Consider the following 11,947-nt stretch of genomic DNA (forward strand, 5'->3'; position numbering starts at 1 on the left):
GAGGGTAGGACGAATCTTCAGGCAAACCCGCGCACCTCGCCGTCGGCATCCACGTCGAGGCCCGCTCGGGGATCGCCGACGCCGTTCGCCGCATCGAGCGACTCACGGCGTGCCGACCCACTCGTCGCTGCCGTCGGCGAACCGCTGGTGCTTCCAGATCGGGACCTCGGCCTTGAGCGTGTCGATGAGCGCGCGGGACGCGTCGAAGGCGGTGCCCCGGTGGGCGGCGGTGGTCGCGATGACCACGGCGATGTCGCCAATGGCCAGCGTGCCGACCCGGTGCACCGCGGCGACGCCGTGCACGTCGTACTCGGCCGCGACCCGCTCGCACACCTCGCGCATGGTGTCCAGCGCGGTGGGGTGGGCGGAGTAGTCCAGGCCGTCGACGCCCTTGCCGCCGTCGTGGTCGCGCACCCGGCCCACGAACAGGGTCAGCCCGCCGGAGGCGTCGTCGTCGAGGGCGGCCACCACCTCGGCGACGTCCAGGGGGGTGTCACGGAGGTCGACCAGACGCACGACGGAGCTCACAGGACGACCTTAGAGGTTGCATGGATCGGCTCTGCCATCGCGAGCGGCGTTCCAGTGCGTGCCTGGCAAGGCGGAGGAGGGAGACGTGGCGGAGCCACGGCGACCGACGACAACGCAGTCCAGGTGCGTGCTGGGGCGGCGCGCAGCAGGCAACGGCCGGTCCATGTGGCCTCTGAGTCAGGCCTAGTGCGGGCGCGTACGGTGGAGGCATGAGCGACAAGCCGGGCGAGACGCCCGACGACGGCCAGAACCCGTTCAAGGGCACGCCGTTCGAGCAGTTCTTCGGCGCCTTCGGCGGCGGCATGGGCGGCGCGCTGGGCGGCGCCGGCGGCGGCCTGCCCGACCTCAACCAGATCTTCAGCCAGATCCAGTTCCTCATGCAGCCGTACGACGGCCCCCTCAACTGGGACTTCGCCCTCGACATCGCGCGCAAGACCGTCGCGCAGGAGCCCGACCCGACGCCCGGACAGAAGCAGAAGGACGCGGTCGCGGACGCCGTCCGTCTCGCCGACCACTGGCTCGACGAGACCACGACGTTCCCGTCGGGCGTCAGGTCGACCGCGGCCTGGAGCCGCGCCGAGTGGATCGTCGGCACGACCGACGTCTGGAAGGTGCTGGTCGAGCCGATCGCCGAGTCCTCGGTGAACGCGCTCTCCGGCGCGCTGCCCGAGGAGGCGCAGGCGATGTCCGGGCCGCTGCTCGGCATCCTCGGCAAGGCGGTCGGCGGCATGCTGGCCCAGCAGGTCGGCTCCGGCCTCGGTGCGCTCGCGTCCGAGGTGCTGAGCGTCTCCGACATCGGCCTTCCGATCGCGCCGGTCGGCACGGCCGCGATCCTGCCCGCCAACGTGGCGGCGTTCGCCGAGGGCCTCGACGTGAGCGAGGACGACGTGCTGCTCTACCTCGCCCTGCGCGAGGCCGCCCACCAGCGGCTGTTCGCGCACGTGCCGTGGCTGCGCGACCACCTGATCGGCGCCGTGGCCGACTACGCCCGCGGCATCGAGATCAACGCCCAGGGCATCCAGGCGAAGATCGAGGAGCAGATGCGCGGGGTCGACCCGACCAACCCGGAGTCGATGCAGGAGCTGCTCGAGGGCGGGCTGTTCGACATGCCGCGCTCCCCCGCCCAGGACGCCGCGCTGCAGCGGCTCGAGGTCACCCTCGCGCTGGTCGAGGGCTGGGTCGACGAGGTCGTCGGCCAGGCCACCGCCGAGCGGATGCCGGCCGCGGCGAAGCTGCAGGAGGCGTTCCGGCGGCGCCGGGCCGCCGGCGGACCCGCCGAGCAGACGTTCGCGACGCTGGTCGGCCTCGAGCTGCGCCCGCGCCGGCTCCGCGACGCCTCGACGCTGTGGGGCTCGCTGCGCACCCGCCAGGGCACCGAGGCCCGCGACGGCGTGTGGATGCACCCCGACCTGCTGCCGACCGCCGCCGACCTCGACGACCCGCTCGGCTTCCGGGAGGGCGCGACCGCGCCGCCGGAGCTCAGCGACGAGGACTTCGACGCGGAGCTGAAGAAGCTGCTCGGCCCCGACGACACCGAGTGACCGAGCGGCCGGGCGACCGGGTGACGCTGCACGCCGACGCGCTGGCGCTCCTCGAGGGCTGGCGCGCGCCCCACGACCGCCAGGAGGCGCTGCGGCGCCGGTACGTCGAGCACCTGCGCGCCCACCCGGACGGCCTGAGCCGGGACTGCCGGCCCGACCACGTCACCGCGAGCACCCTGGTGCTGGACGCCGACGGGGCGGCCGTGCTGCTGACCCTGCACGCGAAGGCCCGGGCGTGGTTCCAGCTCGGCGGCCACTGCGAGCCGGGTGACCGGACGCTGGCGGGTGCCGCGCTGCGCGAGGCGACCGAGGAGTCCGGCATCGACGGCCTCGAGCTCGACCCGGTGCCGGTGCAGCTGAGCGAGCACGCCGTACCGTTCTGCGGCCCGCACGGGGACGTGCACCACCTGGACGTGCGGTTCGTCGCCCGGGCGCCGGCGGGCGCGGGGCACGCCGTCAGCGAGGAGTCGCTGGACCTGCGGTGGTGGCCCGCCGACGCGCTCCCCGACCCGGAGCCGGACCTGGTGGAGCTGGTGTCCTTGGCCCGGGCTCGCGCGCGGAGTTGATCCGTCGCACGTCGACCGGGTCTCGATACGCGCCGTCGCGACCTCCTCCGTCGGTCGCGGGCGCTACTCGACCTGGCACCGGGCTCCCGCCCTTCGCAGGCTCAGGGCGGGCGGTGCTCAGTCCAGCTCGTCGCCGTGGGGCGGCTCCAGGTGCGCCGCGGTCGACCAGCCGATGAGGTAGCCCTTGGCGCGCTCGGCCTGCGGGTAGCGGTCGACCCACGCCCAGAAGTTGGCGTCGTGGCCCGCCTCCAGCAGGTGCGCCAGCTCGTGCACGAGCACGTAGTCGACCACCCACTGCGGCATCCCCTTCAGCCGCGTCGACAGCCGGATCGTGCGGTCACCCGGCGTGCACGACCCCCACCGGGACTGCTGGTTGTCGACCCAGCGGACCGACTCGGGCGTGGCGAGCCCGCCGAGGTACTTGTCGCTGAGCTCGCGGGCCCGGCGCATCAGGTCGCCGTCGCTGGGCTTGCGCCGTCGCTCGGACCGCTCCAGCCGCGCGATCATCGTCTCGACCCACTCCGCCTCCTCCTTGCGGGAGAGCGAGGCGGGGATCAGCACGATCACCCGGTCGCCGTCGCGGTACGCCGAGACCGTGCGCCGGCGCCGCTTCGAGCGCCGCACCTCCACCTCCGGCCGGGGTGAGGTGGGCGACATGAGCTGAACCTACCTGTTCGCCCAGGTCAGGAGGCGGTCCTCGGGCCAGGTGTTGACGATCCGGTCGGGGTCGATCCCGGCCGCCTCGGCGCGCTCGCAGCCGTAGACCTGGAAGTCCAGCTGCCCGGGCGCGTGCGCGTCGCTGTCGATCGAGAACAGGCAGCCCAGGTCGCGCGCCAGCTCCAGCAGGGCGGTCGGGGGGTCGCGCCGCTCGGGCCGGCTGTTGATCTCCACGGCCACGTCGTGCTCGACACACGCCTCGAACACCGCCCGCGCGTCGAACTGCGACTCCGGCCGGGTCCCGCGGCCGCCGGTGACCAGCCGGCCGGTGCAGTGGCCGAGCACGTTCGTGCGCGGGTTGCGGATCGCGCCGATCATCCGCTTCGTCATGTCCTTCGCGTCCATCTTCAGCTTGGAGTGGACGCTGGCGACCCGGACGTCGAGCCGCGCCAGCAGGTCGTCCTCCTGGTCCAGCGAGCCGTCGTCGAGGATGTCGACCTCGATGCCCTTGAGCAGGGTGAACCCGTCGCCCCCCAACGACGACAGGTGGTCGTTGACCGCCTCCACGACGCCGAGCTGGCGGGCCAGCCGCTCCGGGCTGAGCCCGCGGGCCACGGTCAGCCGCGGCGAGTGGTCGGTGAGCACGAGATAGTCGTGGCCGAGCTCGATCGCCGTGAACGCCATCTCCTCGATCGGCGAGCCGCCGTCGGACCAGTCGGAGTGGGAGTGCAGGTCGCCGCGCAGCCGGGCGCGGAGGCCGGCGCCGTTCGGCACCAGCGGGCCGCCGTGCTCCTTCTCGAGCGCCGCCAGCCGCTCCGGCATCTCCCCGCGGACGGCCGCGGTGATCACCTTCGCGGTGCTGGCGCCGACGCCCGCGACCTTGGTGATCGTGCCGTCCGCGACCATCGCGGCGACCCGGTCCGCCGGCAGCGGCAGGATCGCGGCGGCGGCGTTCCGGTACGCCTTGACCTTGTAGGTCTCCTCGCGCCCGCGCTCGAGCAGGAAGGCGATCCGGCGCAGCGCCGCCACCGGACCGCCGTCGTACCGCTCCGACACGCCGACCACCTCAACGATTTCCTCGTAGTTTCTTTCGTCCACACCCCGTGGACGGCCATTGTCGCTGGTCAGCCCACGGTACGGCGGGCCACCGGACCGCTCCTCCACAGCCGCATCCCGTGCTCGTCCACCGTCAAGGCCCGCTCCTCCACAGGTTTGTCCCCAGGTCTGTCCACAGGCGAGGGCCGGTCCGCGTTGACCCTCGTCGGCGGCGGCTCCTAGCGTGGGCGGCAGACGAGGCCCCCGGCCCACCGTCGGACACTCGCAAGGGGAAGGCAAGTGTCCACCGGTGGTTCCGGGGGCCTCTCTCGTTCAGCGGCCGGTGAAGACGGGCGGGCGCTTCTCCTGCGCGGCCCGGATCCCCTCCTGCAGGTCGGCGGTCGCGAGCGTGACGGGCTGCGCCAGCGCCTCCCACTGCAGGCAGCTCTCGAGGTCCGCGTGCCCGCCGTCGCGCAGGGCCAGCGTCGTCAGCTTGCTGGCGATCGGCGCGGTCGCCGCGATGCCCGCGGCGGTGGCCAGCACCTCCTCGCGGAACGACGCCGCCTCGATCACCCGCGACACCAGGCCCAGCCGCAGCGCCTCGTCGGCGTCGACCACCCGGCCGGTGAGCAGCAGGTCCCGCGCGTGCGCCTCCCCCACGACGTTCGGCAGCAGGTACGTGCCGCCCATGCCCGCGTGCATGCCCAGCTTCACGAACGGGGCGCCCAGGCGGGCGCCGGACGCGGCGTACCGCAGGTCGCAGGCCAGGGCCAGGCACAGCCCCGCGCCGATCGCGGGCCCGTTGACGGCGGCGATCGTCGGCACCTCGAGCCGGCGGATCGACAGCCAGGCCCGGTAGAACGCGACCATCCGGGTGCGCAGGTGGTCCACGGTGGCGTCCGGCTCGCCCGCGATCCACGAGGTGTTGCCTCCGGAGCAGAACGCCGAACCCTCCCCGGTGACCACCACCGCACGTACCGACCGGTCCGCGGCCAGCTCGTCGATCGCCGCCACCCAAGAGTCGGTCATCTGGTCGGACATCGCGTTGCGCTGGTCGGGGTTGTCCAGGACGAGGAGCGCGACGCCTTCGGACGGCCGCTCGAGGCGCAGGTGGGAGTACTCAGGCATGGCGTCACCGTACTGATCGCCGCCGCGACACGCCGTGACCGGTTTCACCCGCTCGCGGTGCGCCTGCGTGGGTTCTGAGCGTGCGTGTCGTAGGGTCGTGTCGGTTCGACGGCACCTTCGTCGGACTCCGGCGGGTCTTCCCCTCGTACCCCGTCGCGACGACCGAGAGATTGAACTAGGCAAGGAGGCCGTCATGGCGGAGACCTGGAGCGGCGAGTTCTACTGCGTGAAGTGCAAGGAGAAGCGCGAGGCCGAGGGCGAGGTCAAAGTGAACGACAAGGGCACCCGGATGGCGAAGGCCGTCTGCCCGGTCTGTGGCACCAACCTCAACCGGATCCTCGGCAAGGCCTGACGCAGCGCAGCGCCCCACGAGTTCTACGGCACCCGCCCGGTCCCCGACCGGGCGGGTGTCGTCGTTCTGTGTCCGAGGCGGCTCGGACCGAGCCTGCGAGGGGCGAGCGTCGCCGAGGAGGTTGAGGAGGGTCGGCTGTCGCACGGGCGCCAGCGCGGGCGACAGCGAGCCGTCTCGAAACCGAGGTGTGGAGGAGCGACCCGGTCCGGTCAGGAGCGGGTAGACCCACCTGCATGACCGTCCTGCGCCCCGGGCTGCACGTCGTCCGCCGCGACGACCACCACCTCCAGGTGGGCGTCGACCCACCGTGGCGGGTGGTGCTGCCCGACCAGCCCGGCGTCCGCCGGCTGCTCGGCGACCTGGCCGAGGGCCGGCCGACCGCCCCGGCAACCGACGCGGAGCACCGGGCACTCCAGGCGCTGCTGCGCGCGGAGATGCTCGGCGAGCGGCCGGGGTCGGTCCCGCCGGCCCGGCACACGGTCGCGGTGCAGGCCGCCGGCGACATGGGCGACGAGGTCGCGCGGGTGCTGCGCGCCGCCGGGTGCGAGGTCGGCGACGGCCCGGTCGCCCTGGTCCTCTCCCCCGGCGAGATCGCCCGGACCGACGCGGACGCCCACGTGCGCGAGGGGCGCCCGCACCTGCTGGTGACCGGGAGCGCCCGCGGCTGGACCCTCGGGCCGTTCGTCGTGCCCGGCGAGGCCGCCTGCCTGCGCTGCGTCGACGCGCACCGCGGCGAGCAGGACCCGCGGCGCGCGCTCGTGGTCGAGCAGCTCGCCGGGCTCCCGGCGGCCCCCGACGACCCGGCGCTGGCCGCGGTAGCGGTGGCGTGGGCGGTCCGCGACGTCCTCACCCACCTCGCGGGCGGGCGACCCTCGACCTGGTCGGCGACGGTCGAGCTCGGCGCGGACCTGCGGCCGCGGCGCCGCGAGTGGTCCCGGCACCCGCACTGCGGCTGCTCCTGGGCCTAGGGCTGCCGAGTCGGCGCGAATGCAGACGCAGAATCTGCAGTAGCGCCGACTCGGCACTCCTGGGACCTGCAGTAGCGCCGACTCGGCACTCCTCGGACCTGCAGTAGCGCCGACTCGGCACTCCTCGGACCTGCAGTAGCGCCGACTCGGCACTCCTGGGACCTGCAGTAGCGCCGAGTCGGCGGGGCTCACCAGAACTCGGAGTCGAGTTTGCCCTCCATCGAACGCAGGTTTGCCCGGGAGCACCGGTCGCAGAAGGTCCGCTTCCGCCCGTTCTCGACCGCGACGGTCCAGGTCAGCGTCTTCGCCTCGTCGGTCTCCACGCGGCCGCAGAAGTCGCAGGTGGTTGGTTCCTGAGGAGGTTGTTCTGCAACCGTCTCGAAGGGCACGGCACCAACGTACGCCCGAAATGCCGAGGGGCCCGGTACGACGTTCCGTCGTACCGGGCCCCTCTCAGACACCCGCGATCAGGTCAGACCTGGAGTGTCGTCACAGCGCTCGGGCGAGGGCCAGTCGAGCCTGCTGTGCCGCCTGCTCCGCCTTGCGGCTGAGCCGGCGAGCGCGAGCCATCTGGGCTCCGCGCTGGAGCTGCTGCGCCTCTCCCAGGCGCGCGGACATTTGTGCGCGGGCCAGGTTTTCGTGCATGAGATTCATGTTCTTGCGTCCGTTCGGGTTGAAGTTCGTGTTCATCGGTGTGGAGTGCTTTCTGGTGTCGTCGGCGCGCTCAGAGCGACCGGGCGAGGGCGAGCCGGGCCTGCTGGGCGATCTCCTCGGCGCGGCGGCCGGTGCGGAGCACGCGGGTCAGCTGGCGACCCGGTCGGCACTGCTGTGCCTCACCCAGGCGGGCGCTCACCTGAGCGCGGGCCAGGTTCTCGTGGCTGAGGTTCATCTCGGTGTCCTTTGACGTCGTTGTCGAAAGAGGTGCTTGCTGGTGCTGGGACGCCGCCTGGTCAGGCGGCGACTTCGTTCTTGCGGGGCCGGCCGCGGGGCCGCTTGCGTGGGATCACCACGCCCTGGAGGAAGAGCTGGCCTCCCCAGACGCCCCACGGCTCCCGGCGCTCGAGGGCTCCGTCGAGGCAGAGCGCCCGGACCGGGCACTCCTGGCAGAGGGCCTTGGCGGCCTCCACGTCGGCGGGGGACTCGGCGAACCACAGCTCGGGGTTGTTGACCCGGCAGGGCAGCAGCTCGTCGTCGACCTGGTTGGCCTGGTCGTGGAGCTGTCCCAGGCTTGCCCCCGAGAGGGACTCCGTCATCGGCAGGGTTGTGATGGTCATGTGTCACCTCCTTCTTCTGACCTGATCGCGTTGGGTGGTGCGGTACTGGTGGCCGGAGAAACAGAAAGGCCGCGGATCCCGGTTCGGGTTCCGCGGCCTGGAGGCTGCCGATGCTGTTGGTTCTCAACAGGTCGGTGGTCTCCAGGCACTGGTCCCCGGGAAGTAGGACTGGGCGAGGCCCAGGTCTCCATCGGTGGCGCCCTTGGTGGCCGCGACGATGCCGGCGCGCTCGCGCACGACAACCGTCGCCGCAGCCGTGCAGACATCCGTCATGACGCCGAAGGCGTGGCCGGAAATGGGCATGCCAAAGGCCGACGGGGTCTGAGCCGTCATCCAGAGCTTGGTGCTGTTCATCAGGGCCACCTCCTTCGGTGCGTCGGGCGCCGATCCTGCCAAAGATCGTGTGCGCGTGGATTGCTTGTCGGGAAACCTATCGGCTCCGGCCTGTAATGGGCAAACCATTTTGTGGGTATTTCTCGAATTTCTTCGAAACGCGGCCCCGGACGGCTCGCCGACGGCTCAACCCACGACGGAGAGCACGTCCTCGCCGTACCGCTCGAGCTTGGACCGGCCGATGCCGTTGATCCGCAGCAGCGCCTCGGGCGTGCGGGGCTTCTGCTCGGCGATCAGCTGGAGCGTGGCGTCGGTGAACACCACGAACGCCGGGACGCTCTCCTCCCCCGCGCGCTCCTTGCGCCACTCGCGCAACCGCTCGAACAGCTCCTCGTCGTACGACGCCGGGCAGTCCGTGCACCGGCCACGCTTCTTCTCGGCGCCGGTCATCAGCGGCTTGCCGCACTCGCGGCAGCTGGCCACCTTGCGGTGCCGCGGCTGGTCGCGCTGGGCGCGCGCCTCGTCGGGCAGCAGCGGGTCGAGGAACCGCGACGGCTTGCGGGACGCGCGGCCGCCCGGGTTGCGGGCCAGCGCCCAGGACAGGTGCAGGTCGACGCGGGCGCGGGTCATGCCGACGTAGAGCAGCCGCCGCTCCTCCTCGATCGCGGCCGGTGTCTCGGCGTACGTGATCGGGAGCGTGCCGTCCTGGAGCCCGCAGAGGAACACCGCGTCCCACTCCAGGCCCTTGGCGGCGTGGAAGGTCGCGAGCGTGACGCCGTCGGCGACCGGCGCGTGCTGCTCCGCGGCGCGGCGGTCGAGGTCGTCGACGAAGGCGTTCAGGTCGGTCCCGGGGTGGCCGGTCGCGAACTCGGCGGCCTGGTCGACCAGCGCCTGCCAGGACTCCCACCGGTCGCGGGTCTGGCCCCGGGCGGTGGGCGCGTCCTGGGTCCAGCCCATGCCCGCGAGGATGGCGCGGACGGCGTCCACCCAGTCATCGGCGGCGTCGGCCTCGCCGGAGCGGGCCGCACCGCGCAGCCGCGTGACCGCCTCGCGCACCTCGGGGCGCTCGAAGAACCGGGCGGCGCCGCGCACGACGTACGGCAGCCCGCGCGCCGCGAGGGCCTCCTCGAACGCCTCGGACTGCGCGTTGATCCGGAACAGGATCGCGACCTCGCCGAGCGACCGCCCGGCGTCGCGCATCCGGAGGACCTGGGCCGCGACCGCCTCCGCCTCGGCGACCTCGTCGGGGCGCGGGGTGTAGCTGACGCTCGGGCCGGACGGCCGCTGGGCGCGCAGCTCGACGCCCCGGCTGGATGAGCCGGCGAGCAGGGTGTTGGCGGCGTCGACGACCTCGGGCGTGGAGCGGTAGTTGCGGACCAGCTCGACCGAGGTGGTGCCGGGGTACTTCTGCGGGAACTCGCGCAGGTACGCCGCGTTCGCGCCCGCGAACGAGTAGATCGTCTGCGCCGGATCGCCGACGACGCAGAGCTCGTCGCGGCCGCCGAGCCAGAGGTCGAGCAGCGCGGACTGGAGCGGTGAGACGTCCTGGAACTCGTCGACGACGAACCACTTGTACTGGCGGCGCACCTGCGCGGCGACGCGCTCGTCCTCGGCGAGCATCCCGGCCGTGAGCAGCAGCACGTCCTCCATGTCCATCCGGCCCTGGCTGCGCTTGACCTCCTCGTAGGAGCCGAAGACGTGGCCGACGACCTCGGGGTGCTGGCCGGCGACACTGCGGCCCCGCTGGGCCGCGATCCGGGCGTAGTCGTCGGGGTGGACGTTGCTGACCTTGGCCCACTCGATCTCCGAGGCCAGGTCGCGCAGCAGCGCCTGGTCGGCCTGGAGCCGCTGCCGCCGGGCCGCGGTGGCGAGCAGGCCGATCTTGGACTCGGTGAGCGTCGGCAGCTCGGTGCCCTGGACGTGCGGCCAGAAGTACCGCAGCTGGCGCAGCGCCGCGGAGTGGAAGGTCCGGGCCTGCACGCCCGGGGACCCCAGCGCGCGGAGCCGGCCGCGCATCTCGCCCGCCGCTCGCGTGGTGAACGTGACCGCGAGCACCTCCGTGGGCGCGTAGACGCCCGTGGCGACGCCGTACGCGATCCGGTGGGTGATCGCCCGGGTCTTGCCGGTGCCCGCGCCGGCGAGCACCCGGACCGGCCCGCGCAGCGCCTCCGCGACCCGGCGCTGCTCCGGATCGAGCGCGGCGAGCAGGTCCTCGGGGGCGGGCATGCGGGGGAACAACTCCTGGGTACGGGTGGTTGGATCCGGTGGACGACCCACACCCTAGACGTCGGAGGCGACAGTCCCAGATGAGCAGCTCCTTCACCATGTACACCACCCCCTGGTGCGGCTACTGCCACCGGCTGAAGAGCCAGCTCGACCGTGAGGGCATCGCCTACGACATCGTCGACATCGAGCAGGACCCGTCCGCCGCGGAGGTCGTCGAGTCGGCCAACAACGGCAACCAGACCGTCCCGACGCTGGTCTACGCCGACGGCACCGCGCAGACGAACCCGTCGCTCGCCCAGGTCAAGGAGAAGCTCGCCGCGCTGGTGGGGTGATCTCCGGACGGGGGGTCACCAGGCGCCGGGGAGCGGCCCGCCGTACCAGTGCTCGACGAGCGACCGGCTGATCGAGACGCCGCCGGGGAGCACCAGGGTGCCGGCCTCGGCCAGCTCCTTCATCTCCGCGCGGGTGAACCAGCGGGCGTCCTCGATCTCGTCCCGGTCGACGGTGACCTCGGTCGTCTCCGCGTGCCCGACGAAGCCGACCATCAGGCTCGCCGGGAGCGGCCACGGCTGGTTGCCGAAGTACTCCACCTTCCCGACGGTGATGCCCACCTCCTCGCGCACCTCACGTCGTACGGCGTCCTCGAGGGTCTCCCCGGGCTCGCAGAAGCCGGCCAGCGTGGAGAAGCGGCCCTCGGGCCAGACCGCCTGGCGGCCGAGCAGGCAGCGCTCGTCGTCCGACCCCGGCTCGCCGGAGGTGACGACCATGATCACCGCGGGGTCGGTGCGCGGGAACTGGGTGTGCCCGTTCGCGCACACGAGCTCGTGGCCGGCCTTCCGGGGTCGCAGCGGCTCGCCGCAGCGCGGGCAGTAGCGGGTCACGAACAGCCACTCCGCGAGCCCGAGGGCGTGGAAGACCAGTGGCGCGACCGCGACGGCGTCGTCGGCGAGGTACGGCAGCAGCCCGCGCAGCGGCGTCCACTCCCCCTGCTCCGCGGACTTCGCGACCTCGGCGTCGACGATCACCGCGAACCACGCGCGGCCGTCGTGCTCGCCGAGCAGCACCCGCAGGCCGTCCGGCGCCTCGGCGGGTGAGACCCAGTCGATCTGGCCGTCCCTCGGCCGGATCCGGGTGCCGGACACCACGAGCACGCGGGTCTCCGGGTCCGCCCACCGCTGCTCGAGCCACTCGTCGTTCGCGCGGTGCTCGGCGATCCGGTCGTGGGGGTTCGCGGCCAGTCGCTCGTGCGGATACGTCACCGGGCGAGGCTAGCCCTAGGGTGTGATCACGTGAGCTCACCCCACTCGACCACTCGCTTCGCTCGCGCTCTCGTGGGGAC

Annotated in this window: 16 protein-coding genes; 5 read left to right on the plus strand and 11 right to left on the minus strand. The window is 72.8% G+C overall.

The features are described from left to right. Positions 1–102: 102 nt before the first annotated feature. Positions 103–528, minus strand: coding sequence for a molybdenum cofactor biosynthesis protein MoaE (locus ABD086_RS04405; protein ID WP_343906016.1), 426 nt, complete (start codon positions 526–528; stop codon positions 103–105). A 209-nt stretch (positions 529–737) separates the two neighbouring features. Here ABD086_RS04405 and ABD086_RS04410 point away from each other — a divergent pair, with 209 nt between their 5' ends. Both ABD086_RS04410 and ABD086_RS04415 read left to right on the plus strand, forming a co-directional pair. Next, positions 738–2,069, plus strand: coding sequence for a zinc-dependent metalloprotease (locus ABD086_RS04410; RefSeq protein ID WP_343906018.1), 1,332 nt, complete (start codon positions 738–740; stop codon positions 2,067–2,069). Beyond that, entirely contained in the window at positions 2,066–2,635 is a 570-nt protein-coding gene (locus ABD086_RS04415) for an NUDIX hydrolase (RefSeq protein ID WP_343906020.1), read from the plus strand. Before ABD086_RS04410 ends, ABD086_RS04415 begins: the two co-directional genes overlap by 4 nt. A gap of 117 nt (positions 2,636–2,752) precedes the next feature. On the opposite strand, the gene ABD086_RS04420 is transcribed toward ABD086_RS04415, so the two are convergent. From ABD086_RS04420 to ABD086_RS04430, 3 genes are all read right to left on the minus strand, one after another. Then, entirely contained in the window at positions 2,753–3,292 is a 540-nt protein-coding gene (locus tag ABD086_RS04420) for a M48 metallopeptidase family protein (protein WP_343906022.1), read from the minus strand. A gap of 9 nt (positions 3,293–3,301) precedes the next feature. Further along, the gene (locus ABD086_RS04425; RefSeq protein WP_343906023.1) at positions 3,302–4,348 is read right to left on the minus strand and encodes a PHP domain-containing protein; all 1,047 of its coding nucleotides are present in this window, start codon (positions 4,346–4,348) and stop codon (positions 3,302–3,304) included. A gap of 312 nt (positions 4,349–4,660) precedes the next feature. Beyond that, complete coding sequence (locus ABD086_RS04430) at positions 4,661–5,455, minus strand: enoyl-CoA hydratase/isomerase family protein (protein WP_343906025.1); 795 nt, start codon at positions 5,453–5,455, stop codon at positions 4,661–4,663. A 193-nt stretch (positions 5,456–5,648) separates the two neighbouring features. Here ABD086_RS04430 and ABD086_RS04435 point away from each other — a divergent pair, with 193 nt between their 5' ends. Beyond that, positions 5,649–5,807, plus strand: coding sequence for a DUF5679 domain-containing protein (locus ABD086_RS04435; RefSeq protein WP_011754982.1), 159 nt, complete (start codon positions 5,649–5,651; stop codon positions 5,805–5,807). 233 nt (positions 5,808–6,040) lie between these two features. Next, positions 6,041–6,775, plus strand: coding sequence for a hypothetical protein (locus ABD086_RS04440; RefSeq protein WP_343906030.1), 735 nt, complete (start codon positions 6,041–6,043; stop codon positions 6,773–6,775). A 188-nt stretch (positions 6,776–6,963) separates the two neighbouring features. Here ABD086_RS04440 and ABD086_RS04445 read toward each other — a convergent pair whose 3' ends face one another. From ABD086_RS04445 to ABD086_RS04470, 6 genes are all read right to left on the minus strand, one after another. Next, complete coding sequence (locus ABD086_RS04445; protein WP_343906031.1) at positions 6,964–7,164, minus strand: hypothetical protein; 201 nt, start codon at positions 7,162–7,164, stop codon at positions 6,964–6,966. A 100-nt stretch (positions 7,165–7,264) separates the two neighbouring features. Continuing rightward, positions 7,265–7,465: a hypothetical protein gene (locus ABD086_RS04450; protein WP_343906033.1), complete on the minus strand. Its 201-nt coding sequence runs from the start codon at positions 7,463–7,465 to the stop codon at positions 7,265–7,267. A gap of 34 nt (positions 7,466–7,499) precedes the next feature. After that, positions 7,500–7,664 (minus strand): hypothetical protein, encoded by a 165-nt coding sequence (locus ABD086_RS04455; protein WP_343906034.1) that lies wholly within the window; start codon positions 7,662–7,664, stop codon positions 7,500–7,502. 61 nt (positions 7,665–7,725) lie between these two features. Next, positions 7,726–8,049, minus strand: a complete 324-nt coding sequence (locus tag ABD086_RS04460) for a WhiB family transcriptional regulator (protein ID WP_343906036.1) — start codon at positions 8,047–8,049, stop codon at positions 7,726–7,728. 123 nt (positions 8,050–8,172) lie between these two features. Then, positions 8,173–8,403 carry a hypothetical protein gene (locus ABD086_RS04465; protein ID WP_343906037.1) on the minus strand — a complete coding sequence of 77 codons (231 nt, stop codon included), beginning with the start codon at positions 8,401–8,403 and terminating at the stop codon, positions 8,173–8,175. A 165-nt stretch (positions 8,404–8,568) separates the two neighbouring features. After that, the gene (locus tag ABD086_RS04470; protein ID WP_343906039.1) at positions 8,569–10,608 is read right to left on the minus strand and encodes an ATP-dependent DNA helicase UvrD2; all 2,040 of its coding nucleotides are present in this window, start codon (positions 10,606–10,608) and stop codon (positions 8,569–8,571) included. Positions 10,609–10,688: 80 nt separating this feature from the next. Here ABD086_RS04470 and ABD086_RS04475 point away from each other — a divergent pair, with 80 nt between their 5' ends. Next, the gene (locus tag ABD086_RS04475) at positions 10,689–10,940 is read left to right on the plus strand and encodes a mycoredoxin (protein ID WP_343906041.1); all 252 of its coding nucleotides are present in this window, start codon (positions 10,689–10,691) and stop codon (positions 10,938–10,940) included. A 15-nt stretch (positions 10,941–10,955) separates the two neighbouring features. Here ABD086_RS04475 and nudC read toward each other — a convergent pair whose 3' ends face one another. Next, positions 10,956–11,867, minus strand: a complete 912-nt coding sequence (nudC, locus tag ABD086_RS04480) for an NAD(+) diphosphatase (RefSeq protein WP_343906042.1) — start codon at positions 11,865–11,867, stop codon at positions 10,956–10,958. Between the last annotated feature and the right edge of the window lie 80 nt (positions 11,868–11,947).

The sequence above is a fragment of the Nocardioides aquiterrae genome (genome assembly GCF_039526625.1).
Classification (GTDB): Bacteria; Actinomycetota; Actinomycetes; order Propionibacteriales; family Nocardioidaceae; genus Nocardioides; species Nocardioides aquiterrae.